16 protein-coding genes, 3 pseudogenes and 1 riboswitch are annotated in these 23,537 nt (G+C 67.0%); of the genes and pseudogenes, 9 read left to right on the top strand and 10 right to left on the bottom strand.

Annotation, left to right across the window (positions count from 1 at the left end):
* Positions 1 to 17 precede the first annotated feature (17 nt).
* Complete coding sequence (locus G4G31_RS19880) at positions 18 to 2,165, top strand: S46 family peptidase (protein WP_182991853.1); 2,148 nt, start codon at positions 18 to 20, stop codon at positions 2,163 to 2,165.
* Between the two features lie 65 nt (positions 2,166 to 2,230).
* On the opposite strand, the gene G4G31_RS19875 is transcribed toward G4G31_RS19880, so the two are convergent.
* The 7 genes and pseudogenes from G4G31_RS19875 to G4G31_RS19850 form a co-directional block, all read right to left on the bottom strand.
* Positions 2,231 to 3,991, bottom strand: a complete 1,761-nt coding sequence (locus G4G31_RS19875; protein ID WP_229425134.1) for a helix-turn-helix domain-containing protein — start codon at positions 3,989 to 3,991, stop codon at positions 2,231 to 2,233.
* 124 nt (positions 3,992 to 4,115) lie between these two features.
* Positions 4,116 to 5,042 (bottom strand): annotated as a pseudogene (locus G4G31_RS19870) (sigma-54-dependent transcriptional regulator); the annotation flags it as partial.
* A gap of 36 nt (positions 5,043 to 5,078) precedes the next feature.
* Positions 5,079 to 6,275 (bottom strand): ABC transporter permease, encoded by a 1,197-nt coding sequence (locus tag G4G31_RS19865; RefSeq protein WP_182989060.1) that lies wholly within the window; start codon positions 6,273 to 6,275, stop codon positions 5,079 to 5,081.
* Positions 6,275 to 7,522, bottom strand: coding sequence for an ABC transporter permease (locus tag G4G31_RS19860; RefSeq protein ID WP_182989059.1), 1,248 nt, complete (start codon positions 7,520 to 7,522; stop codon positions 6,275 to 6,277). Before G4G31_RS19860 ends, G4G31_RS19865 begins: the two co-directional genes overlap by 1 nt.
* Before the next feature lie 9 nt (positions 7,523 to 7,531).
* A complete protein-coding gene (locus G4G31_RS19855) occupies positions 7,532 to 8,194 on the bottom strand; it encodes an ABC transporter ATP-binding protein (protein ID WP_182989058.1) in 663 nt (220 codons plus the stop codon).
* A gap of 23 nt (positions 8,195 to 8,217) precedes the next feature.
* Positions 8,218 to 8,427 carry a hypothetical protein gene (locus G4G31_RS26945; RefSeq protein ID WP_229425133.1) on the bottom strand — a complete coding sequence of 70 codons (210 nt, stop codon included), beginning with the start codon at positions 8,425 to 8,427 and terminating at the stop codon, positions 8,218 to 8,220.
* Between the two features lie 125 nt (positions 8,428 to 8,552).
* Positions 8,553 to 9,464, bottom strand: a pseudogene (locus G4G31_RS19850) (HlyD family secretion protein); the annotation flags it as partial.
* 217 nt (positions 9,465 to 9,681) lie between these two features.
* Between G4G31_RS19850 and pnuC the strand changes: the two are divergent.
* Together pnuC and G4G31_RS19840 are read left to right on the top strand one after the other, a co-directional pair.
* Positions 9,682 to 10,275, top strand: a complete 594-nt coding sequence (pnuC, locus tag G4G31_RS19845) for a nicotinamide riboside transporter PnuC (protein ID WP_182989057.1) — start codon at positions 9,682 to 9,684, stop codon at positions 10,273 to 10,275.
* A complete protein-coding gene (locus G4G31_RS19840; RefSeq protein WP_182989056.1) occupies positions 10,272 to 10,808 on the top strand; it encodes an AAA family ATPase in 537 nt (178 codons plus the stop codon). Before pnuC ends, G4G31_RS19840 begins: the two co-directional genes overlap by 4 nt.
* A gap of 38 nt (positions 10,809 to 10,846) precedes the next feature.
* Here the strand turns inward: G4G31_RS19840 and G4G31_RS19835 are convergent, their stop codons facing one another.
* The gene (locus G4G31_RS19835) at positions 10,847 to 12,982 is read right to left on the bottom strand and encodes a TonB-dependent siderophore receptor (protein ID WP_182989055.1); all 2,136 of its coding nucleotides are present in this window, start codon (positions 12,980 to 12,982) and stop codon (positions 10,847 to 10,849) included.
* Positions 12,983 to 13,065: 83 nt separating this feature from the next.
* Positions 13,066 to 13,163: riboswitch (TPP riboswitch) on the bottom strand.
* 162 nt (positions 13,164 to 13,325) lie between these two features.
* Positions 13,326 to 14,285 carry a DUF535 family protein gene (locus G4G31_RS19830; protein WP_182989054.1) on the bottom strand — a complete coding sequence of 320 codons (960 nt, stop codon included), beginning with the start codon at positions 14,283 to 14,285 and terminating at the stop codon, positions 13,326 to 13,328.
* A gap of 431 nt (positions 14,286 to 14,716) precedes the next feature.
* Here G4G31_RS19830 and G4G31_RS19825 point away from each other — a divergent pair, with 431 nt between their 5' ends.
* Together G4G31_RS19825 and G4G31_RS19820 are read left to right on the top strand one after the other, a co-directional pair.
* Positions 14,717 to 15,421, top strand: a complete 705-nt coding sequence (locus G4G31_RS19825; protein ID WP_182989053.1) for a glutathione S-transferase — start codon at positions 14,717 to 14,719, stop codon at positions 15,419 to 15,421.
* A 186-nt stretch (positions 15,422 to 15,607) separates the two neighbouring features.
* Positions 15,608 to 16,102 (top strand): VOC family protein, encoded by a 495-nt coding sequence (locus G4G31_RS19820; RefSeq protein WP_182989052.1) that lies wholly within the window; start codon positions 15,608 to 15,610, stop codon positions 16,100 to 16,102.
* A 154-nt stretch (positions 16,103 to 16,256) separates the two neighbouring features.
* Here G4G31_RS19820 and mntP read toward each other — a convergent pair whose 3' ends face one another.
* Positions 16,257 to 16,829 (bottom strand): manganese efflux pump MntP, encoded by a 573-nt coding sequence (gene mntP / locus G4G31_RS19815; RefSeq protein ID WP_182989051.1) that lies wholly within the window; start codon positions 16,827 to 16,829, stop codon positions 16,257 to 16,259.
* Between the two features lie 430 nt (positions 16,830 to 17,259).
* Here mntP and G4G31_RS19810 point away from each other — a divergent pair, with 430 nt between their 5' ends.
* From G4G31_RS19810 to G4G31_RS19795, 4 genes and pseudogenes are all read left to right on the top strand, one after another.
* Positions 17,260 to 18,108, top strand: a complete 849-nt coding sequence (locus G4G31_RS19810) for a pirin family protein (protein ID WP_182991851.1) — start codon at positions 17,260 to 17,262, stop codon at positions 18,106 to 18,108.
* A gap of 313 nt (positions 18,109 to 18,421) precedes the next feature.
* A pseudogene (locus G4G31_RS19805) lies at positions 18,422 to 19,277 on the top strand (PhzF family phenazine biosynthesis protein).
* A 406-nt stretch (positions 19,278 to 19,683) separates the two neighbouring features.
* Positions 19,684 to 20,424, top strand: a complete 741-nt coding sequence (locus tag G4G31_RS19800) for a hypothetical protein (protein ID WP_229425132.1) — start codon at positions 19,684 to 19,686, stop codon at positions 20,422 to 20,424.
* Between the two features lie 121 nt (positions 20,425 to 20,545).
* Positions 20,546 to 23,494 carry a bifunctional diguanylate cyclase/phosphodiesterase gene (locus G4G31_RS19795; protein WP_229425131.1) on the top strand — a complete coding sequence of 983 codons (2,949 nt, stop codon included), beginning with the start codon at positions 20,546 to 20,548 and terminating at the stop codon, positions 23,492 to 23,494.
* The last annotated feature ends 43 nt before the right edge of the window (positions 23,495 to 23,537 follow it).

Raw genomic sequence — 23,537 nt, 5'->3', positions numbered from 1 at the left:
TCATCCGGGGTCCCGCCTTGTTCAAGTACATCGTCCTGCCCGCCGTTCTGTTGGGCGCCGCCGCCAATGCCGCCGCCGACGAAGGCCAGTGGCAACCGCACCAGCTGCCGCAGCTGAAATCCGAACTGAAACGCATCGGTATCACGATGCCGGCCGAGAAGCTGGCCGACCTGTCGAAGCATCCGATGAGCGCGATCGTCTCGCTGGGCGGCTGCTCGGCATCCTTCGTGTCGCCGGACGGCCTGGTGGTCACCAACCACCATTGCGGCTACAACGCCATCCAGCGCAATTCGACGCCCGAGAAGAACTACATCGTCGACGGTTTCCTGGCCAGGACCCGCGCCGAGGAACTGCCGGGCGGCCCGAACACGCTCGTGTACGTGACGGAAAAGGTCGAGAACGTCACCGATCGCGTGCTCAAGGGCCTGGGCGAGAACATGTCCGGCCGCGAGCGCAACGAGGCGATCTCCGCGCGCATCAAGGCGCTCATCGCCGAATGCGAGAGCGACAAGGCCTACCGCTGCTCTGTGCCGGCCTTCCACCGCGGCCTGGAGTACTACCGCATCAAGCAGCTGATGATCCGCGACGTGCGCCTGGTGTATGCGCCGTCGGACAAGATCGGCAACTTCGGCGGCGACATCGACAACTACGAGTGGCCGCGCCAGACCGGCGACTATTCTTTTCTCCGCGCCTATGTCGGCCCGGACGGCCGCCCGGCCGACCCGTCGCCGAACAACGTGCCCTACAAATCGAAGGACTTCCTCGTTCTCTCCGCCGAAGGCTTGAAAAACGGCGATCCGATCCTGCTGGCCGGCTACCCGGGCCGCACCAGCCGCTACAAGCTGCCGTCTGAAATCCGCTTCGCGCGCGACGTCGACTTCCCCGGCAAGGTCGCCACCATCACCGCGGATCTCGCCGTGATCGCGGAAGCTACGCGCGGCAATGCGGCCTGGGACGTGCGCTATGCCAGCGTGGCGAAAAGCCTGAACAACGTGCTCAAGAAGACCCAGGGCCTGCTCGACGGCTTCGCGCGCAAGGACATCGCCGCCATCAAGGACGTGCAGGATGCCGAGTTCCGCAGCTGGTATGCCCGCAGTGGCAAGATCACCGGCAGCGGACCGAAGCTGCTGACCGACCTGGATGCCGTCATCGGGCTCGACATGGCACTCTCGCGCGAAGAGGGCGCCTATGCGGAAGCCACCCACAGCGACTTGTTGAAGAGCGCACGCATCCTGTACCGCCTGGCCCAGGAGCGCGCCAAGCCGGACGCCCAGCGCGAAAGCGGCTACCAGGACCGCGACCTGTCGTTCATCAAGGCGCGCCTGACCCGCCTCGAACAGTCCTTCGTGCCGAGCGTGGACCGTGCGCGCTGGGCCGCCGCCCTGGGCCGCTACGCGAAAGTGGACGCCAAGTTGCATCCGCAGGGTCTTGACGCGCTGCTGCCGAACGCCAGCCAGCTCGACGCCTTCTACCAGAAGACCGAACTGGCCGACACCGCCAGGCGCCTGGCCTGGATGGAGCAAAGCGCCGACGCCTTCCGCAAGTCGAACGATCCCTTCATCGCGCTTGCCGTGCGCCTGAACGACGTGGCCAATGGCCTGGAGGAGCGCCGCAAGGAAGTCGACGGCAACCTCGACCGCACCATCCCGCAGTACATGGCGGCCGTCATCGCGTATAAAAAATCGCAGGGCAAGCCGGTCTACCCGGACGCGAATTCGACGCTGCGCGTGACCTACGGGACCGTGTCGCCGTACTCGCCGCGCGACGGGCTGGTGAAGGGTCCGTTCACGACCGTCGAGGGCATCGTCGAGAAGGCGACCGACAAGGATCCGTTCCTGGTGCCGGCGGCGCTGCTTAATGCGGTGAAAGCCAGGCGCTACGGCGTGTTCAAGGATCCGGTGCTGAACACCGTGCCGGTGAATTTCCTGTCCAGCGCCGACACCACAGGCGGCAACTCGGGTTCGGCCGTGATGAACAAGCGCGGCGAACTGGTGGGCTTGAACTTCGATTCGACCTACGAGTCGATCACCAAGGACTGGTACTTCGACACGGCGATCACGCGCGCGATCCACGTCGACATCCGCTACATGCTGTGGGTGATGAAGGAAGTCGACCATGCCGACAACCTGCTCAAGGAAATGACGATCAAGTACCCGAAGAAATAAGGGGGATCGATGGTCTCGGAACCGCGGCCGGAGCGATCCCGCCGCGGTTTTTTATTGCGCCGCCCTTACGGAAACCGAATCTCGAACCTCGTCTCGCCGGCGCCGGTCGAACCGAGCGCATACGGAAACCCGTGTCGCGTCAGCACCTCGCGCACGAACATCAATCCAATGCCCTGGCCGCCGGGCTTGGTACTGAAAAAGGGCGTGAACAGCTGGCGCGGCGACTGTTCGCCCAGCAGGTCGGCCGAGTCGCTGACCGACAGCAGGGCGCCGCCGTCGCACGCGTCCAGGGCGAATTCCACATGCCCGCCTTCGCTGCCCGCAGCCTGGCGCGCCAGCACCGCCTCGATGGCGTTCTTGACGATATTGAGCAGGGCCTGTTCCATCAGCTGGGCGTCCATCGGCCGGGGCGCGACCGCGTCGCAACGGCGCCAGCCGATGCCGATGCCGCGGCTGGCGCATTGTTCGCGGTTCAGCCACAGGATGTCGTCGACCATGTCCCTGATGTTCACCGGGCGCAGCTCCGGCGCCGGCATCTTCACCACGCGCGTGAAGCGGTCGATGAATTCGCCGAGGCTGACGTTGCGCCGCTTGACGGCGTCGATCGCGGTGGAAAAGTCGGCAGCATCGGGCGCGGTGAGCTGGCCGCGGTAGAACAGCAGCGAATCGAGCACCGAGCGCGTGGCCGCCACGGTATTGTTGACCTCGTGCGCCAGTACCCGCACCAGCTTGGCATAGGTGGCGCGTTCCGAGTCTTCCAGTTCGGCGGTCAGTTCCTCGACCATCAGGAAGTGGCGTGCGAAGCCGCGGTCGTAGAACTGGCCGCGCTGGGCGCGGTAGCGGCGGCCTTCGGTATCGGTCAGCAGGCGGCTTTCGCCCTGGGGCAGGGCGTCGAGCTGGGCGATCAGGTCGAGACTGCGTTCGCGCCCGCGCGCGTCCAGCCCCGGCGCCAGCGGCGCCGTGCCGTCGAGCCATGCCGCCAGCGCCCGCCCATGCGCCGCGTCGACGCCGAGCAAGGCATGGGCGCTGGCATTGAGGAGGGTGACCGCGCCGTCGAAATCGAAGACCAGCACGGCGCTCGGCGTGGCCTCCAGCAGGCGGTCGAGGAAGCCCTGCTGCTCGCCGGCGGCCAGGCGCTCGCGGTGCAGCGTGGCCAGCAGCGCGTTGAACATGCCGACCAGTTCCGCCAGTTCCGGCGAGTCCGGTGCGGCCAGGCGGTTGGCATAGTTCTGGTCCTGCAGCAGGTCGTGGAAGCGCCGCGTGTAGCCGAGCGGCTCGAGCGCGCGGCGCAGCAGCGCCAGGCCGGCCGCCAGGCTCGCCAGCAGCGCCAGTTCGGCGCCGACAAACAGGAGCGGACGATCGAGCAGCAGCACGGCCGCCAGCACGAACAGCAGCACGTGCAGGCCGAGCAGGTAGCCGCCCAGCCGCAGCCGCAGCGTCACAGGCCGGTCTCCTGGGCTGTCGCCGGCGCCGGGTTCGCACAGGCCGTGCCGTTCGAGCCGGCGATACAGGGCGGTACGCGACAGCCCCAGGGTCTTGGCCACGCGCGAGATGTTCCCGCCGTGCTGCTCGAGCGCCTGTTCGATCATGCGGCGCTCGACCTGTTCCAGCGTCATGCCGTCCAGGCCCGTGCGCAGGCTGGACGGCGCGGCGGCATCGTCGAAACCGCCGGCGGCAGCCAGGTCGGCCTGGGTCAGCTGCGCCTTGCCGGTCCAGGAGCATCGTGCGCTCGAGCGTCTGCTTGAGCTGGCGGATATTGCCGGGCCAGGGCTGGGACGACAGCCACTCGAGGGCGCCGCTGGTGAGCGTGATCTCGCCCAGCCCATAGCCGCTGGCGACCGTGGCGACGATGTGGCGTGCCAGTAGCGGGATGTCGCTACGACGCTCGCGTAGCGGCGGCAGGCGGATCGTGATCAGGTTCAGCCGATAGAACAGGTCTTCGCGGAACTCGCCCGTCGCGACCAGTTCGGCCAGTTCGCGGTTGGTCGCCGACACCACGCGCACGTCGGCCTGTTCGCTGCGGCTGGCACCGACCGGCTGGTAGCGCCCGTCCTGCAGCACGCGCAGCAGCTTGACCTGGTCGCCGCGACCGAGCTCGCCGATCTCGTCGAGGAAGAGGGTGCCGCCTTCGGCACTGGCGACATGGCCCTTGCGGTCGCTACGCGCATCGGTGAAGGCGCCGCGCACATGGCCGAACATCTCGCTTTCGAACAGCGTCGGCGTGATCGCGCCCATGTTGATCTTGACGATGGGCTGCGCCGCGCGCGGGCTGTTGCGGTGGATGGCGTCGGCCACCAGTTCCTTGCCGGTGCCGCTTTCGCCGAGGATCAGCACCGGTGCGCGCGTGCGCGCAACCTGGCCGATCGTGGCCAGCACGCGCAGCAGTTTCGGGTGTTCGCCGACGATGCCGCCGAAGTCGAACCCGGCGTCGAGGTCGCGCCGCGGCTGGCGGCCGGCGGCGTCGCCGATGGAACTGTTCAGCTCCAGCGTGGCGCGCACCAGTTCGGCCAGCTGCGCATTGTCCCGTGGCTTGGTAAAGAAGTTGGCGGCGCCGGCCTTGATGCCGGCCACCGCCAGCCCGATCGAACCCCAGGCCGTCATCAAGAGCACTGGCAGGCCGGGGTGGCGTTCGCGCACCTGCGCCAGCAGGGCCAGGCCTTCCTCGCCGCTGGTCTGCAGCGAAAAGTTCATGTCCTGCAGGACCAGGTCGACCGGATGGCGTTCGTCCCGGGCGCGTGCCAGCAGGGCCAGCGCCTCGGGTGCGCTGGCGGCGCGCAGCGGCTCGTATCCGGATTGCTTGAGCAGCAGGGCCAGCGACACCTGGACCGCGCCGTCGTCGTCGACGACGAGGATGCGCGGGGGGCGGGTTAGGTGCATCTTTGGTGATTCTTTCTTCGGCTAGTCGTACGGGTGCTACTCGTAATGCAGCGCTTCGGTCGGGCTCAGGCGGCTGGCGCGCCAGCCCGGGTACACGGCGCACAGCAAGGATATCAGATAGATCAGGGCCATCGACAGCAGTGCCGCCGTCGTGAAGACGGTCCAGTTCAGGCTCTCCCCCAACACGCCGGTGACGGGCAGCTGCACCAGCAGGGCCAGGCCGGCGGCAATGGCAATTGAACTGAGCAGGAACTGTTCGGCGACGATCTGGCGGTAGATGCTGGCGGCGCTGGCGCCGACTGCGCGGCGCAGGCCGATCTCCGGGATGCGCTGGGTGGTGTTCTGCCACAGCGCGCCGAACAGGCCAAAGGCGACCATCAGCAGCATGAAGGCGGCGATCACGGCCACCACGACCAGGGGCGTGGTCTGCGACTTGAGCATGCCGGCGCGGCTGGAGGAGAGCGGCGAGATCTGGAAGGACCAGTCGTTGCGGATCAGCTTCAGGCGGCGGTTCAGGCTGGCCTCGAAACTGCGCTCCGTCCCCGGCTTCACCTTCAGCAGGATGGTGCGCGCGTCGCGTCCATTCTTGCCGGGCGCGAGCCGGAGGAAGGCCAGGTTGACCGGCGCCGACAGCTCGCCCTTGGGACGGTAGGCATCGACCACGCCGACCACGCGGTAGCTGATGGAATCCTTGGCGCTTTCGCCGTCGGAAAAGCGCTGGCCAACTGCCCGTTCGCCCGCGAACATGGCATCGGCCATGCGGCGGTTGATCACGGCCGGGCGGTCGGCGCTGCCGTTATCCAGCGCCGAAAACCAGCGGCCCTCGACCACGTGCAGGCCGAGTGTGGCGGGGAGGGTGTCGTCCGCTTCCAGCAGGTCGGTATCGACCGACTTGCCGTTCGCACGCCGCAGGTCGCTCGTCATGGTGGAGCGCGAGTAGGGCTCGAAGCTCATGAAGGCAACGGCGCGCACTTCCGGCAGCTCGGCCAGGCCGCGCCGCAGGCTGTCGTAGGTGCTGTCGTCGAAGCGCTTCTGGCCGTCGTCGCCGGCCTGGATGTTGACCGACCAGACGTCGGTGCCGTCGAAGCCGAGCGGCATGGCGTAGAGCTGGGCATAGCGCACAGCGCAGGCGGCGACGGCGAAGACGATGGCGAAGGCGAGCAGGATCTCCAGGCTCAGCATCAGGTTCCTGGACTTGCGTTTCCAGGTCAGTTTCAACAGGTGGCGGAACATCAGTTGGCTCCCTTCAGGGCATGGACGGGATCGAGGCGCGACATTTTGAGTGCGGGCAGCACGCCCGAGAGCAGGCCGAATACGGTGGCGATCAGCATGCCCCAGCCGAACACGGCGAGATTCAGGTCGACCTTCAGGTAGGGAATCAGGCCGGCACCCTCGATCCAGGACAGCACCGCGGCAGTGGCGGCAAGCGCCAGCAGGCCGCCGGCCAGCGACAGCAGCACGTTCTCGACGATCAGCTGCACGGCAAGCTGGCCGCTGGTGGCACCAAAGGCCTTGCGCACGCCGATCTCGGCGCGCCGCTCGAGGATGCGGCCAGTGTTCAGGTTGACCAGGTTCAGGGCCGGCAGCAGCATGAAGACCAGCATCGCGCCGGCGACCATGGCGATCAGCTTGCCCGAACCAGGATCGGGCTTGTCGTCGTTACCGAGAAGGATGCGCGCGAACAGATCGAGCTTGCTGTCGGCCCAGAAGAAGATCGTTGGCCACTGTTTCGGGTCGTCCGCCACCACGCCTTTGGCGATCGCCGCCACCTGCTCGCGGATGCGCGGCAGGTCCCCGGTGCGATGGGCCAGCACCAGTGCGGTGAACATTCCGGTCAGCTGGTTGCGGTACTCGCTCGACGCGAAGGTGGAGATCGGCGCCCAGATGTCGGCGTAGGCGTTCAGGTGCATCGCATCCTCGACCACGCCGACGACCTCGAACAGCTGCCCGCCGGCGTCGATGCGCTGGCCGATGGCGGCCTGCGGCTGGCCCGGGAACAGGCGCCGCGCGCTGGTGGCGTTGAGCACCACGACCATGCGCCCGGCGGCATCGTCGGCGGGGGTGAGGAGACGTCCGGCCAACAGGCGGAAATCGAGGATCTTCCAGTAGTCGGCATCGACGCGGCGCATCTGCAGCTCGCTGACGCTGCCGCCCTGGTACACCGACACCGCGGCCGGCATGGTCAGTGCGGCGACCCGCTCGACACCCGGCATCGGTTTCACGTACTTGTCGATCAGCTTGTAGCCGAGGGGGCTGTTGCTGCGGCTGGTGTGGTCCGCGCTCTCCATGCGGATCGCGTAGACCTGCAGGAAGCGCTCGCTCCTGCCCTCGACGCCGGAGGGACGGAAGGCCGTTTCCAGCAGCGAGGCGATCACCATCAGTACCAGCAGCGTGATGACGATGCACAGCAGGTTGATCAGCGTGAAGAGCTTGCGGCGCATGAAGACCTTCCACGCGGTGAGGAGGTAGTTGCGGATCATGGCCTCTCCTTATGCCACCAGCTGGCCGTCGAAGACGCGCACGATGCGGTTGGTGCGGCGCGCCTCGCGTTCGTCGTGGGTCACCATCACCACGGTCGTGCCTTCGGCGTTGAGCTTGAGGAGGATGTCCATCACTTCCTCCCCCATCTTGCTGTCGAGGTTACCGGTCGGCTCGTCGGCCAGCAGTACCTGCGGCCGGCCGACGATGGCACGGGCGATCGCCACGCGCTGCTGCTGGCCGCCCGACAGCTGGTTCGGGTAGTGGTCCATGCGCGCGCCCAGGCCCACCTTTTCGAGCGCCTCGCGCGCCAGCCGGCGCCGTTCGCTTCCCGCCATCTTCCGGTACAGCAGCGGCAGCTCGACGTTGTCGATCACGCGCAGGTCGGAAATGAGGTGGAAGCTCTGGAAGATGAAGCCGAAGGTGCTGTTGCGCAGCTGGGCAACCTGCTTGTCCTTGTAGCGCGTGATCGGCACGCCGCCGACTTCGATGGCGCCCTGGCCGGGACGGTCGAGCAGGCCGATGAGGTTGAGCAGGGTGCTCTTGCCGCAGCCGCTCGGGCCCATCATGGCGACGAATTCGCCCTGGCGCACGTGCAGGTCGATGTCTTTCAGGGCAAGGGTTTCCACCTTGTCGGTGCGGTAGGTCTTGCTGACTTTGCTGAGCTTGATCATGTCTTCCCCTATATTTTTTTGAGTTAGTCCGCAATACGGATGCTGTCCCGTTCCGCAAAGGCGCGGATGTCGGAAACGATGAAGCGTTCGCCGGGACGCGCACCGGCCACCACCTCGACCAGCTTGCCGTCGCTGGCGCCCAGTTCCAGCGTGGTTTTCCGTGCGACGCCGTCGCGTACGGCAAATGCGGCCTGGCGCCCGCTGCCGTTGAAGGCGGCGCCGCTGTCGAGCACCAGCGCGCCGGTTTTTGCGCGGTGACGATGTTGACGTCGACCCGCATCTTGTTGCGCAGCAGCGGGTTGTGCGGCTGCGCCAGCTCGACCAGCAGCTTGACGGTGCCGTTCTGGATTTCGGGGAGGATGGTCTGCACGCGGCCGGCCAGGCGCTCGCCGTTCTGTTCGACGCGGACAAGCTGGCCGGCCGCGAGCAGGCGCGCATGGAAGTCCGACAGGGTCGCTTCGACCCGGTAGTTGTTCAGTTCCGACACGCGCGCCAGCAACTGGCCGGCCGCCACGCTGGCGCCTTCTTCCTGCAGCAGGGAAGTGAGCATGCCGGCACGCGGCGCCGTCACGCGTGCCCGCGCCAGCAGGCTTTCCTGCTGTGCGATCTGCTTCCTGAGGATGTCCATCTGCAGGCGGACACCGTCGATCCCGCTGGCCGTGGCGCGGCGGCTGTCGACGATCTGCTCGCGCTGCTGGCGCAGCTGGACCTCGATGCGCTTGACGTTCAGTTCCGCGCCCAGCAGGTCTTCGCCGGAGACCAGGCCGCTCTGGCGCAGCTTCTGGTTGCGTTCGTGGCGGGCGCGCGCCGACAGCAGGTCGAGTTCGAGCAGCTCGATGGCGCTGACCAGCCCTTTTTGCTTCTGTTCGAGTTCGACGGTCAGCGCCTTCATGCGGTTTTCCTGCTGCGCCAGCTGCTCCTGCAGGGCGTCGAGCGCGAGACGGATGTCGCGGTCGTCAAGCTCGAGCAGCAGGTCCCCGGGCGCCACCTGCTGCCCCGGCTTGGCATGCACCCTGGCCACGCGGCTGGCGACCGGGCTGGCCACGACTTCCTCGTGCACCGGGATGACGATGCCGGCGGCGTTGACGGTATTGGCGATGTCGGCGCGGCGCACGGTCGAGACGACGATGTCGGCCGCGTCGATACTCGGGCGCAGGGCGCGGTTCAGGCCCCAGCCGGCGCCGGCCACGGCGGCGAACAGGGACAGGCCGGCGAGGAGGCGAATGCGCTGGCGGCGGCGCAGGAAAACAGGGTCGATTGCTTGGTCCATGGCGAAATCTGGCAGGTCGTGCTCCTCTCCTTGCAAGCGCCGTGCCAGCGCCTTTTCCCGGGTGAGAACAGGGCGATGTGCATGCCGCGCTGCCCGCCAGCGGGCAGCGGTGTCCGGATCCGGACAGTACGCTTGCGCATTCGGGCGCGCTCTCGCATAATCGACTGTTGACCTGCCACGGCAACGCCACCATCCCCGCCACCATCGCCACCCTCGCATGCTCGACACGCTCGCCATCTTCGGCTTCAGCACGACTCCACTGGAACTGATCTCCTTCGCGCTGGCGGTCGCCACCGTCCTGCTCAACATCCGCCAGAACCACTGGGCCTGGCTGTTCTCGATCGCCGCATCAAGCACTTATGCGGTCGTCTTCTTCGACGCGCGCCTGTACGGCGACAGCGGCCTGCAACTGGTCTTCATCGCGGCTTCGATCTGGGGCTGGGTTCAGTGGCTGCGCGGCGCGGGCGACACGCGCCTGGCGGTCTCGCGGCTCGACCGCACGGGCTGGGCGTGGATGCTGGGCGGCTGGGCGCTGGCTTACCTGGCGCTGTCCTGGTTCCTGCAAACCTTCACCAACACCGACGTGCCGCATACGGACGGCTTCCTCACCGCCGGCAGCCTGGTCGGCCAGCTGCTGCTGGCGCGTAAGAAGGTCGAGAACTGGCATGTGTGGCTGGTGGTCGACGTGCTCTACGTGGGCCTGTACATCTTCAAGGACCTGCACGTGACGGCGGTGCTGTATGCGGTCTTCGTGGTGCTGGCCGCGCGCGGCCTGCGCGCCTGGAGCAATATCGCGGGGGTGAAGCCATGACGGTGCGCCGCATTGCCGTGCTGGGCGCCGAGTCGTCGGGCAAATCGACCCTGTGTGCGGCGCTGGCGGCGCGCTATGCGACCGCGTGGGTACCGGAATACCTGCGCGAATTCGTCGACACGCATGGCCGCGTGCCTTTCGAAGGCGACCAGTTCGGCATTGCCCGCACCCAGCGCGCGCGCGAGGATGCGGCGGCCGCCCTTGCCGAAGCCGGGGCGAAACGGGTGCTGTTCTGCGACACCACGCCCCTGATGACGGCCCTGTACAGCCGCGTGTACTGGGAACGGGTGGACGAGGAGCTGGCGCTGCTGGCGAGCCGCCACGAGTACGCGCTGACGCTGGTCACCGCACCGGATACGCCCTGGATGCCCGATGGCCTGATGCGCGAATCGGAAGAAGTGCGCCAGATGGTGTACGAGATGCTGCTGGCGGAGTTGACCGGGCGCAGGATCCCGTTCGTGCTGGTGCAGGGGGACCTGCCGCAGCGCGTGCGGCAGGTCGAACGGGCACTACATGTGCTGGGGATCGATTAGGAGCGCCTGAAAAACGTTTCAGGCGCTCCAGAACATGTTCAGAAGTCGAACTGCGCCGACATGCGGAAGGTGCGCGGTGCGCCCGGCAGCAGGTAGCCGCCCAGTTCCTGGGTGACGTCGCGCCAGTAGAACTTGTCGGTCAGGTTGTCCACCCGTGCACGCAGCGTAACGCTCGTCGCGCCCATCTTCACGCCATAGCTCGCGCCCAGGCCGAACACGTGGTAACCCGGCACATTGACGGTGTTTTCCGGATCGAAGGACTTTTCGCCCGCGTACTGCCACTGGCCGCTGACCTTCAGGCCCGGCACCGCCGCCACCGCATAATCCGCCCACAGCGTCGTCTTCAGTTCCGGCACGTTGGTGACGCGCTTGCCGTCGTAGCGCGCCGAGCCGGTGTCTTCCTGGCGCGCGCGCAGTGCCATCAGGGTGGCGCCATAGGTCAGGGCGCCGTTCGTGCGCTGGGCCGCCAGCTCGAAGCCGCGGTGCACCTGCTCGCCCTTGCGCACGAAGGTCGGCTTGGGCAAGCCGGTATCCTCGTCGAACTCGAAGCCCTTGGTGATCTGGAACAGGGCGGCGGTGAAGGCGACGTCGCCGAAGCTGCCCTTGGTGCCGAGTTCGACCTGCTTCGAACGGTTCTGGCCCAGGTCCGTGTTCTCGTTGTTGGTACCCATGTCGGCGACGCCGCCGGCGTCCAGGCCGCGGGCGAAGGTAGCGTACACGTTCCAGGATGGGGTGACGCCATACACCAGCGATACGCTCGGCAGGACGTACGCGCCGCGGCTATTGACCCAGCCCAGTTCCGGTTCCGGCAACTGGGTGGTGTCGATCTTCACGTAGCGCAGGCCGGCGTGCAGCGCCAGCTCGGGCGTGAGCGTGAGGATGTCCTGGACGAAGAGCGAACGTTCGCGCTCGGTGAAGCGTTCGCTGACCGGGCCGGTCGCCGGGTTGCCCGGCGCCGGATCGACGACCTGGTTCTGGTAGATGTTGCTCGAGCCGGCGTAGTCGTAGACGTAGTCGCCGTAGCGGTTATGGCGCTCGCTGTAGCTGGTGCCGACCGTCAGCACGTGGCGCAGCGCACCGGTGGCGACGCGTCCCTGCAGCTGCGCCTGGATGCCGAACGGGGTCTTGCGTTCGCCGACGCTCTGGTAGTCGTAGACGTCATAATCGCCGTTCGAGCAGTAGCCCGGATAGAAGCCCTCGCCCTCGTTGCTGCAGCCGTAGGGGAAGGCGGTGAAGTCGTCGCGCTTGAACCAGTGCTTGTTGGCCGCGACCGTCGCTCGCCAGTCGCTGTTGATGCGATAGTCGAAGCGCAGGCCGAAGTTGGCGCTGTCGGTGTCGACCGGTCTGGTCCAGGGCTGGGCGTTGAGCAGGGTCTTGGCCGAGATGTTCGCCGGCAGCGCCACGCCGCGGATCAGCTGGTAGCCGGGCGCGGTGATCTGTTCCTTGTGCTGGAAGTCCATGTCGAGCTGCAGCAGCGCGTCTGGTGTGATCTGCCAGTCGAAGGCGCCTGACACGAACTGGCGCTTGCCGTCGGCACCGTCGACGTAGGAGCGCAGGCGCTCGGCGGCGGCGTTGACGCGGTAGCCGAAGCGGCGGTCGTCGAAACGTCCGCCCAGGTCCAGCGCGCCATAGAGCGTGCCGCGCTCGCGCGCTTCGAAGGTCACGGAACGGAGCGGCGTGTTGGTCGGACGCTTGGTCACGAAGTTGAGGATGCCCCCCGGCGCGGCCAGGCCCGCCTGCATGCCGGCCACGCCCTTGAGCAGCTCGAGGCGCTCCTTGTTCTCGAGCGGGATCTGGGTATCGGCGGGGATGACGATGCCGTCCTTGCGATAGCCCGAGTTATTGTTCAGCATGAAGCCACGCACCGAGAACTGCTCGGCATAGCCGACCGCGTTGTAGGCATCGCCCACCGAGGCGTCGTAGGCCAGCGCATCGGTAGCGCTGCGAATCGAGAGGTTCTGCATCTGTTCGCGGGTGATTGCCGAGACCGAGACCGGGGTCTCGACGATCGGCAGGTCGGCGAAGCCGCCGATGCCGGCACGGTCGCTGACCGTCCATTTATTGCCGGTGACAAGCACCGAGGCGACCGGCTCCTGGGTCTGTGCGGACGCGTCGATGGTGAAAGCCTGGGCGAGGGCGCAGGCAAGTAAGGTGTGCTTTAAAACTGGTTTCATGGGTTTGCTCGTTTTCGCGCGCCACGATGGGCGCGCCGCTTCTTCAAAAAGCCGGAGCCAACGTGGGGGAAGGGCAAACAAGGGGGAACTGCGTTGCGCTTTCCTTCGCTGGCATTATCCAGATCAGGTACGAAGGGTATCTCTCACCCGAAGCGAAGCTTCAGGACCCCTAGCGAGGCGCGAGTGTACCACGGCCGGGGACGGCCGTGGTAATTCTGTCAAGGGGCGTGGGGTGGACGGCTCGACCGGGCAAGGGCCCGAGCCGTCCGGTTCGCGCCGTCCACGCGTTCAACAGGCGTCCGCGCTGGCGCGGCGTGGCAAAGCGAATTGGACGCGTGAGACCTCAGGCTTCGGCCGCTTCGTGCAGCGGCGATGCGTGCTCGTGGTGGGCGCGTGCGTGCTGCAGGTGGCGCTGCAGGGTGGCGCGGGTGCTGTCGCCGATCGCGCGCCAGTATTCGCGGCGCTGGGCGGCGCGCTTGCGGTGCTTCGACGGCATGTCTGCCAGGGGCTTGAGGTAGAAGGGCAGCGCCACCAGCCAGGCGTGGCCGGCCATCTCGACCCCGCCGAGCAGCTTCCAGAAGCCGTCGTAGGCATTCGTGAAGTGCTTCAGCTGGTCCGGGTCGAAGGCGATGTGCGAGCTGCATTTCACGGCCACCACCTGCTCCATGCCGACCGCCTGCGCCACGCCCTGCATCGCGGCGAAAGTGAAGAAGCTGGGCGAATTGTTGGGGAAGCAGCGTTCGAAGGCGTCGAAGGCTTCGCCCGAATCGGTCCAGCGGCCCTGGTTGCGGGCGATGAAGGGGACCAATGGAGACGGCACGCCGGCGACCGCGCCCTCGATCCACGAGAACGACAGGCGGTGCAGCACCTTGCCGTCGGCGACCAGGGCAATGGTCAGGTCGCCTTCGGCATTCATGCGCGAAGCCATCTCGAGGCGGATCACGAATTCGTTTTCGCCCACGGTCTGGCGCCACAGGGCCAGCCCGCCGGCCGCGTACACGGCCTGCTTGTAGGCGGCGTTGAAGGTGGTTTCCTCGAAGCGGTAGTGAGACAGGACGCACCGCACGCGATCGCTGGCGCTCAGGCCGCGCACCAGGTAGCCGCGGTGGCTGAGGTGGTGGAAGGGGTCGTCGTGGGACCGCAGCATCACGTAGTTGCGGTAGACGTCGAGCTGGCACAGGGCCGCGTGATCGCGATAGAACATCAGCACGCGGGCGCTGCGCAGGATCGACATCAGCCAGGATGACAAACGCAACTGGCGGCGGCCGGCCCGCCAATGGCGGGTCAGTTGAGCGAAGATCATGGGGCGCTCCGTTAAAGGCATCGGGTTGCAGGCAGGTTCATGGTGGCTTACCTGGCTGCTACCGGCGGTGACATTGCTCAAGGGAAATAAGTTCTCTGAGGCAATATTCTTATCGCCACGGTCACGCAAGGTCAACATGCATCTTCTCTCAGGTGTGGTTTATAGCGGAACGCCGGGTTCCCGTATTGCAAGATTATCACGCGCTAAACAGCTGCCGACAGTTCCTCGCCAGCACGGTTTCCGGTCGCCCCAGCGCGCATGCCGTCCGCATGAATGATTCCCGATCGTAACATATTGACGGCAAACGTTGCCTACAGGATAGGCGGTCGTTGCGCCGGCGGGACAGGCCTGCCCGGGTGCGGGGCGGCCGCTTTACCTGATCCCGGTTTCCGGCTCATGATGGCCTTTCGATCAACCTTGAGGATCCGATCATGGCGCAATCGTACGAACTGTTCTATTGGCCGGGCATCCAGGGACGCGGCGAATATGTCCGCCTGGCGCTGGAGGAAGCGGGAGAAGACTACGAGGACGTGGCGCGCGGTCCCGGTGGCGTCGATGCCATGATGGCCGCGCTCAAGGAAGGCCCGACGCCGGCCTTTGCTCCGCCTTTCCTGCGCGCCGGCGGCATGATGATCGGCCAGACCGCGGCGATCCTGATGTTCCTCGGCGAACGCCATGGCCTGGCGCCTCAGGATGTGCAGGGCCGGCTGTGGACCCACCAGCTGCAGCTGACGATCGGCGACCTGGTGGGCGAGGCGCACGAGACCCACCATCCGGTCGGCAGCAATCTGTATTACGAAGACCAGAAGCCGGAAGCGCGGCGGCGTGCGCAGGAATTCACGGCCGCGCGCATTCCCAAGTTCCTCCGTTATTTCTCGCACGTGCTGGGCGAGGGCGACTACCTGCTCGGGCAGGCGCTCGGCTATGCCGACCTGTCGCTGTTCCAGACCCTGGAAGGGCTGCGCTATGCCTTTCCGAAAGCGACGGCCCGCGCCCTGGCCGCGTATCCAAACCTGGAGCTGCTGCGCCAGCGGGTGGCCGGGCGGCCGCGCATTGGCGCCTACCTGGCGTCGCACCGGCGCCTGCCGTTCAGCGAGGAAGGGGTCTTCCGGCACTATCCGGAACTGGATGCGTAGCACCGGTGCAGCGCTTCAATCCCAGGGCGGCGCGAAATCCGGGTCGACCAGGCGCAAGCGATGCGCAGCGCATTTTAGTGCACCGCAAGGTCGAGAATGATTGCCCGAACTTCGGTCTGGCGCTAAGCTCAGAAGAGTATTACAGGACCGTAAAAAAACGTTCGTTCACCCTGAAAGGAGCGCAACATGAGTCTTAAGGTCAAGCCAGTCGAAGACGGCATGCACACCATCACCCCGCATCTGGTGTGTGCCCGCTGCAGCGAAGCCATCGAGTTCTACAAGAAGGCCTTCGGGGCCGAGGAAGTGATGCGCATGCCCATGCCCGATGGCCGCGTCGGCCACGCCATGCTGCGCATCGGCGATTCGCCGCTATTCCTGGCCGACGAGTTCCCCGACTACGGTTCCCTCAGCCCCTTGGCGCTGAAGGGCTCGCCGGTCGTCATCCACCTGTCGATTCCGAACGTGGACGAGATGTGGGCGCGCGCCACCGCAGCCGGCGCCACCGTGCGCATGGAACTGGCCGACGCCTTCTGGGGCGACCGCTATGGCCAGCTGGAAGATCCCTTCGGCCACCGCTGGTCGCTGGCGACCCATGTGCGCGACGTCTCGCCCGAGGAGATGCAGCAGGCGATGGACGACATGATGCGCCAACAGCAGGAGTGCGCACAGACGCCGGCCTGACCGGGCCGGGCCGGGCCTGGCCTGGCCGCGGCGCATGCGGCGGGCGTGTGCGGTCTGGCCGCGTTGCATGCCCGCGCTGTCCTGGCCTGGCCGCGGCGCATGGCCCGGGGTGTTCGGGCCCAGCCGCGCCGCGTGCCGCGGCGGGTCGCCCACGCTACGCGGCAGCCGCGTGCAGGTGTTCGTACAGGATGAGGCTGCCGATGACGATGAGCACGAGGCCGCCCACCAGCTCGGCGCGCTTGCCGACCAGCGCGCCGAGGCCGCGTCCGAGCATCACGCCGATCGTCACCATGACGAAAGTGGCGCAGCCGATCGCGGCCGCGACCACCGGGATGTTAGCGTCGATAAAGGCCAGGCCGGCGCCGACGATCAGCGCGTCGATGCTGGTGGCCATGCCGGTCAGGGCCAGGCGCCAGAAACCGTGGCTGCTGGGCTTGTCTTCCCCGGTCTCGGGCGCCTGCAGGCCTTCGTGGATCATGCGCAGGCCGAGCAGGCCCAGCAGTACGAAGGCGATCCAGTGGTCCCAGGCTTGCACGTAGGGCGCGGCGGCCTGGCCGAGGGCCCAGCCAAGCAGTGGCGTCAAGCCTTCGATGACGCCGAAGATGGCACCGGTGCGCAGTGCCTCGCGCAGTTGCGGCCGCTGCAGGGCCGCACCCTTGCCGACGGCGGCGGCAAACGCATCGGTGGACATGGCAAGGGCGAGCGAGGCGGTAGCGGCGATATTCATGAAAACCTTCCATCGGGCGGAGGCGAGGGCAGGCCCGCGTGGCCCGAACGCACGCGGACATGCCAAAGGTCTTGCCAACCGGACGGCTGCCCGCACCACGGCGCGCTGGCGCCGAGCATGTTGATACGGGCACTGCACGCACAGCGGTGCTGGCGGCAGCAGGCTACTCCCCAATGGATGGCGATATTGTACCGTAGGCGCAGGGGACGCGAGCCGCTCATCGGTGCCGGCCCGCGACCGTAACCCGCTGCGGCCGCCTCACGCTGAACGCGGGCATTTGCGCAAGCGCGAAGGGCCCACGTAGACTGGACCGCGGGCCGGCGCCGCGCCGAACCACTACCCATGCCGGGAGGACAGTTTGGATACCGACGACATCGGCGCGCTCGACATCGTGATCGTGCCGCCCACGCATGACCCGGGCGACGGCTTCATGGTGCGGCGCGCACTGCCCAGCCGCCAGCGCCGCATGGTCGGCCCCTTCGTCTTCCTCGACCAGATGGGGCCGCACGTATTCCAGCCCGGGCGCGGCCTCGACGTGCGTCCGCACCCGCATGTGTGCCTGGCCACCGTCACTTACCTGTTCGACGGCGAAATCCTCCATCGCGACAGCCTGGGCAGCGTGCAGGCGATCCGTCCGGGCGAAGTCAACTGGATGACGGCGGGTAGCGGCATCGTCCATTCGGAGCGCACCGGCAGCGCGCTGCGCGAGGGCGGCTCCGCTTTGTTCGGGCTGCAATGCTGGGTGGCGCTGCCCGGCTGCTTCGAGGAAACCGCTCCCGCTTTTGCCCACCTCGATGCCGGCGCCTTGCCCGTGCTCGAAGGCGAGGGCATCAGTGCGCGCGTCGTCGCCGGCAGTTTCTGGGGCCGGCGCGCGCCGGTCGCCACCTTGTCCGACATGTTCTACGTCGACGTGATGCTCGATCCCGGTGCGCGCATCGCGATGCCGCCCGAGTATCCCGAGCAGGCCATTTATATTGTCGAGGGACGGCTCGACCTGGGCCGCGACGGCAGCTTCGATGCCGGCCAGCTGGTGGTATTGAAGCCCGGCGCCGAGGTCGTGCTTGCCGCCGCCGGGCCCGGCCGTACCCGCCTGATGCTGCTGGGCGGCGAGCCGATGGACGGGCCGCGCTACCTGTCCCGGAATTTCGTCGCCAGTTCCGAGGAGCGCATCGAACAGGCCAGGCGCGACTGGCAGGAAGGGCGCTTCCCGCAGGTGCCCGGCGAGCACGAATTCATCCCGCTGCCCGAATCCCGGGGCAGGCCGGTGCGCTACCCCTGACGCGGCCAGCCGTGCCGGCCTCGCTGGCGCGCGCCCACCGCCGGCGAGTTTACGCCCATGTTTCGGCAAGGCCCGCGCAGAGACGTCCGGTGCGCCGACGCCCCGGCCGATGGCCTCGGCGTTCCTGGCCGGCTCGAGCAGGCCGTCACCGGCCGCGCTATCATCTGAGCTCTACCATGCAAAAGGAGCAAGCCGTGCGCCACACCCTCCCTTCGACGACCCGTCCGGACCGCCCCGCGGCAGTGCCGTGCCGGCCTTGCGGCGCGCCACGTACAGGCGGCATGCTCGCAGCATCGGCATGCGGGGTGCAGCGATGAACGCCGCGGAAGTCCAGCGCATCGCCGCCTTTTCCGACGGGATTCAGGGCGGCAATCCGGCCGGCGTCTGGATCGGCGAAACCATGCCGCCAGATACGAGCATGCAAGCCGTCGCCCACCAAATCGGCTACTCGAAACCGCATTCGCCGCGCCGCTGGGCGAGGGCTGGCGTGCGCGCTTTTTTTCGCCGGAAGCGGAAGTGCCGTTCTGCGGCCATGCCACCATCGCCCTCGGCGCCGCGCTGGCGGCCCGCTGCGGCGACGGCGTCTATGCCTTGCAGCTGAACGATGCGGCAATTACCGTCGAGGGACGGCGCGAGGCAGACAGTGCGGACGGTGCAGCGCTGACCTCGGCCGCCCTGCAGTCGCCGCCGACGCGCAGTGCGCCGGCGCCTGCCGACGTGGTGGCGCGCGCGCGCTCGCCCTGTTCGGCTACCGCGGCGGGGATCTCGACCCGCGCATCCCGCCGGCCCTGGCCCATGGCGGGGCGACGCACCTGGTGCTGGCCCTGCGCAGCCGGGAAGCCACGGGGGCGATGCGCTACGAGCTCGATGCGGGCCGTGCCTTCATGCGCGAGCTCGGCATAGTCACCGTGGTGCTTGTCTGGGCGGAAAACGAGCGGCTGTTCCATACGCGCAACCCGTTCGCGGCAGGCGGCGTGTATGAAGACCCGGCCACCGGGGCCGGCACCGCCGCGCTCGCCGGTTACCTGCGCGACATCGGCTGGCCGCACGGCGGCGGCATCGACGTGGTGCAGGGCGAAGACATGGGCATGCGCTCGCGCCTGCGTGCCGCCATCGGCGCGGAAGCGGGTGGATCGATCCGGGTCTCGGGGACGGCGCGGCCGCTGTAGTGCCGGACACTGCACGCCTGGCCTACGGCGGCGTGCGTGAAATCTTCGCATCGGCCGGCCCGTGATGTTGCAACTGAACATGCGAGCATACGCCGATCGTGCAGGCAGCGGATGCCGCTTTGGAATAGGGGTATGGCCTGCACTCATGGGTGCGCCTGGCGCGGCGCGCCTGCCAAATTGATGCTATGCAATATGCTTACTGACTCGCGAGTTTTGTCAATTTGGAAGTAAAGGGCAAAAGCCTTCCTGCTCCGCAGTTAGATATTTCTCCTGGAGATCGATAATTGTCGGGTGCCAAGTTTTCTTGCTTGGGCTTACTTAATTACGCAATCTTTAGGAGTTATCGGTCATGGAGCTGTGCCACGCAAACGTCGCTACCGGAGGAACCGCGCCCGCGATTCGACACATGGGTGCTCAGCAGGGTGCACGCGGCGCAGTCGAGCGCCTGCCGTTCACGATCCGCCGGGTCGAGACCGAAGACGACCTGCTCAAGGCCGTGCGCATCCGCCATGCCGCCTATGCGCGCCATGTGCCGGACTTCGCCCGCTCGCTGGCGCTGCCGGAAGCGGCCGACTACGAAAGCGACACCATCGTGCTGCTGGCCGAGTCCAGGCTCGACGGCACGCCGCTGGGCAGCACCCGCATCCGCACCAACCTGTTCCGGCCGCTGGGCGTGGAAGAATCGGTCGAGCTGCCGGACTGGCTGCAGGGACGCCGCCTGGTCGAAGCGACCCGCCTCGGCATCGACGAGGGCCGCACCGGCCGCATGGTCAAGATGGCGCTGATCAAGGCCTGCTACCTGTATTGCCAGCAGAACGACATCGAGTGGTCGGTCGCGACCGGCCGTCCGACCGTGGCGCGCCAGTACGAACAGCTGATGTTCGTCGATGTCTTCCCGGGGCAGGGCCCGATCCCGCTGGGCCACGTCGGCAACATCGCGCATCGCGTCATGGCCTTCGAGATCGCCAGTTTCGAGGCGCGCTGGGCGGCCGCGCGCCATCCGCTGCTGAACTTCTTCTTCAACACCGCGCATCCCGACATCGACGTCGGCCCCAAGCCCGACCCGAGCCGTCCGCGCGTGTGCTCCGCGCCGCAGGTGCCAATCGCCACGGCAGGCCTGGCGCCGCGCGCTCTGGCCCTGGCCTGACTCGATATTGCAACACGGAATCGCGCTAAGCTTGTATCCTTGCGCCTGACGAGGCTGTGCACGACGTGCGCGGCCTTTGCTGTTTGCTGCAGTAAGCTGCAGGTTGCTCTCGATACCGCCTATGCCTAACACTCCCGCTTCCACGCCCAGCGCTTCCCGGACCACGGTCCATGTCGCCGTCGAAAAAGTGCTGGGCGTGTTCGCGTATTACCTGATTCCCCTGGCAATAGGCCTGTTTTCCCTCGTCGCACTGCTGTTCTGGCACAACCAGTACAACGTGGGCGAGCCGGCCAAGCTGCCGCTGCGCGTTCTCGTGCAGGATGCCGACAGCACCTCCGCTGGCGCCACCCCGGTCGCCATCCTGTCGCGCCTGCAGTCCTACCCCACCGTGTCGAGTTACGAAACCCAGCTCGCCGAGCAGCCGATCTGGTTCAGCTTTGCACCGATGACGGCCTCGGTCGACCAGGACGTCATCGAATTTCCGTCGCGCCATGCACTGGCCGTCCGTTGCTGGGATGCGACAAGCTTGCGTCCGCTGGGCGACGCCACGCGCGGCCATTCGAGCGGGGCGATCGATGCCGTGAAGGCGGGCTTTGCGCTGCGCATGCCGCGCCTGCCGGCGCAAGTGCTGTGCAGCGGCCGCTTCGCCGGCCCGGCGCGGCTGATGGTGGCGCAATGGCCTTCGGCGCAGTTCGAATTGTCGGTCGAGCAGTACCATCGCAAGTCGGGCCTGCTCGACGGCGGCATGATCGTGCTCGCGCTGTTCGTGCTGCTGACCGCGCTCATCAACCGCCAGCCGCTGTACGTGCTCTTTGCCGGCTGGCTGATCCTGAACCTGCGGGTGGGCGCGCTGTCGGCCGGCTGGGATATCCAGTGGCTGGGCCAGACGATACCGGCCGACTGGCTGCTGGTCAGCCGTTCGGTGACCATCACCCTGTACGGCATCGCCACGCTCACCCTGTATCAGACGCTGCTGCGCGACAGCCTGGCCGGTTTGCGTTATGTGCTGCCGATGCGCGTCATGCAGTGGCTGTGCATGCCGATGCTGGCCGCGGCCGTCCTCTTGCCCTACCGCCTGTACCTGCCGATACTGTGGGTGATCTGCGCCTGCTGCCTGTCCCTGATGACGGTCGGCCTGTTCAAGGTCATCGTCGTCTCGCGCAACCGCGTCGCCGGCTGGTTCGCCGCTTCGTTTGCGCTGACCTTCGTCGCCTCGCTGGCCGAAGTCGTGTCGGCTGCGCTCGGCATACGCGACGTCCTCGACGTCCTCAACAGTGTCACTGCGGCCCTGGCCTCGAGCCTGCTGGCAGCCCTGGCCGTGGCCGAGCAGATGCGGGCCGAGACCGAGAAGCGCGAAGAAGCCCAGCGCAAGCTCGAGCAGGCCTACGAGGTCATGCCGGTTGGCCTGTTCACCCTCGATATGTTCGGCCACTTCCAGAGCGCCAACCCTGCGGTGCTGAAGATGCTCGGCGCGCGCGGCTTCGAACCCGGCCGCACTTCGTGGCGTCATTTCTTCAATGAAAACGTGTGGATGGAATTGCACGAGCAGGTGCGCGGCCGCAGCGATGCCGAGCTGGAAATCGCCAACCGCGACGGCAGCCAGCGTTTCCTGGTCAGCGCCACGCTGGCGCGCGGGCGCATCGAAGGCGTGCTGCAGGACATCACCGAAAAGTACAAGGCCACCGAGCAATTGCGCTTCATGGCCGATAACGATCCCCTCACCAAGGTATACAACCGGCGCGGCATCGAGAACATGTTCGAAGCCGCGACAGCCTCGCAGGCCGCCGGCCGGCCGATGGCGCTGGCCTACGTCGATCTCGACCGCTTCAAGCTGATCAACGACCTGTTCGGCCACGCGGCCGGCGACGAGGTGCTCAAGCAGGTGTGCGAGCGCATGGCGATGATGCTGGCCGGCGGCCAGCAGCTGGGACGGGTCGGCGGCGACGAATTCGTGATCGTCATGCCCGACACCGCCATTCCGCTCGCGTCGCTGATCTGCCGCGGCATCGTCGAACGCCTCGGCGGCACGCCTTACCGCGTCGGCGACAAGGCCTTCCACGTGCGCGGCTCGATCGGCCTGATCGAGGTGGCCACGGGCATGCCGATGAAGGATGCCATTTCCACCGCCGACCGCGCCTGCCGCGAAGCCAAGGAATCCAGCGACGGCCTGGTGGTGTACGAACGCAATGCCGCTGCCTTCCACGAGCGCGAGGCCGAACTGAACCTGGTGGCCAAGCTGCAGGGGCCGCAGGCCACGGACGATTTGTTCGTCGAGATGCAGCCGATCATGTCGCTGAAGAACCCGCACGACTCGCTCAACTTCGAGGTGCTGCTGCGCATGCGCGGCGCCGATGGACGCATCATGCCGGCCGGCCCGCTGATCGGGGCGGCGGAAAAGTCCGGCCGGGCCGGGGTCATCGACCGCTGGGTGCTGTCGACCACGCTGGCCTGGATCGCGGACAACATCGCGCGCCTGCCGAATACCCGCTTCGTCTGCATGAATTTGTCGGGCGCCTCGCTCAACGACGAGCGCTTCATTGCCGACACGATCGAGATCCTCGGGCGCCACGTCCACGTGGCCAGCCGCCTGTGCATGGAGATCACGGAAAGCGTGGCCCTGCACGACCTGGACAATACGCGCCGCTTCATCGACCAGGTGCGCGCCTATGGCGTGAAGGTCGCGCTCGACGACTTCGGCGCAGGCTACACCTCGTTCTCGTATCTGAAGGAACTCCCCGCCGACGTGCTGAAGATCGACGGCAATTTCATCGTCAACATCAACGCCCATCCGGCCAACGTCGCCATCGTCGAGGCCATCGTCAGCCTGGCCGTCAACCTCGGGATGAAGACCATTGCCGAGTGGGCCGAGGATGCGGCCACGGTGCAGACCCTGGCCGAGATCGGCGTCGATTACGTGCAGGGCTGGGCGGTGGCGCGCTCGCAGCCGCCCGAGCGCATCCTCGCCGCAAGCTCGTCCGCCAGCTTCATCCAGGACCAGGAATTGCTGGACCTGCTGCCGACGCTGGGCAGCATCGGTGCGCTGGACTTGCGCGGGATCGTCAAGCTGTAGGGTGGACGTGGCCGAGGAGACGGGTCTCCCGTCCACACGTTCA

It is taken from the genome of Massilia sp. Se16.2.3 (assembly GCF_014171595.1).
Lineage (GTDB): Bacteria > Pseudomonadota > Gammaproteobacteria > Burkholderiales > Burkholderiaceae_D > Telluria.
The sequence above is the reverse complement of the archived record's forward strand: the minus strand, read 5'-3'. Positions and strand labels throughout refer to the sequence as shown.

What these genes read in the sequence shown, in the direction of transcription:
- G4G31_RS19825 (WP_182989053.1), top strand. Translation starts at nt 14,717, where the DNA reads ATGGCGCAATCGTACGAACTGTTCTATTGGCCGGGCATCCAGGGACGC.
- G4G31_RS19875 (WP_229425134.1), bottom strand. Translation starts at nt 3,991, where the DNA reads ATGGGCTGGGCGAGATCACGCTCACCAGCGGCGCCCTCGAGTGGCTGT.
- pnuC (WP_182989057.1), top strand. Translation starts at nt 9,682, where the DNA reads ATGCTCGACACGCTCGCCATCTTCGGCTTCAGCACGACTCCACTGGAA.
- G4G31_RS19865 (WP_182989060.1), bottom strand. Translation starts at nt 6,275, where the DNA reads ATGTTCCGCCACCTGTTGAAACTGACCTGGAAACGCAAGTCCAGGAAC.
- G4G31_RS19830 (WP_182989054.1), bottom strand. Translation starts at nt 14,285, where the DNA reads ATGATCTTCGCTCAACTGACCCGCCATTGGCGGGCCGGCCGCCGCCAG.
- G4G31_RS19795 (WP_229425131.1), top strand. Translation starts at nt 20,546, where the DNA reads ATGCCTAACACTCCCGCTTCCACGCCCAGCGCTTCCCGGACCACGGTC.
- G4G31_RS19840 (WP_182989056.1), top strand. Translation starts at nt 10,272, where the DNA reads ATGACGGTGCGCCGCATTGCCGTGCTGGGCGCCGAGTCGTCGGGCAAA.
- G4G31_RS19800 (WP_229425132.1), top strand. Translation starts at nt 19,684, where the DNA reads ATGGGTGCTCAGCAGGGTGCACGCGGCGCAGTCGAGCGCCTGCCGTTC.
- mntP (WP_182989051.1), bottom strand. Translation starts at nt 16,829, where the DNA reads ATGAATATCGCCGCTACCGCCTCGCTCGCCCTTGCCATGTCCACCGAT.
- G4G31_RS19820 (WP_182989052.1), top strand. Translation starts at nt 15,608, where the DNA reads ATGAGTCTTAAGGTCAAGCCAGTCGAAGACGGCATGCACACCATCACC.
- G4G31_RS19860 (WP_182989059.1), bottom strand. Translation starts at nt 7,522, where the DNA reads ATGATCCGCAACTACCTCCTCACCGCGTGGAAGGTCTTCATGCGCCGC.
- G4G31_RS19810 (WP_182991851.1), top strand. Translation starts at nt 17,260, where the DNA reads ATGGTGCGGCGCGCACTGCCCAGCCGCCAGCGCCGCATGGTCGGCCCC.
- G4G31_RS19835 (WP_182989055.1), bottom strand. Translation starts at nt 12,982, where the DNA reads ATGAAACCAGTTTTAAAGCACACCTTACTTGCCTGCGCCCTCGCCCAG.
- G4G31_RS19855 (WP_182989058.1), bottom strand. Translation starts at nt 8,194, where the DNA reads ATGATCAAGCTCAGCAAAGTCAGCAAGACCTACCGCACCGACAAGGTG.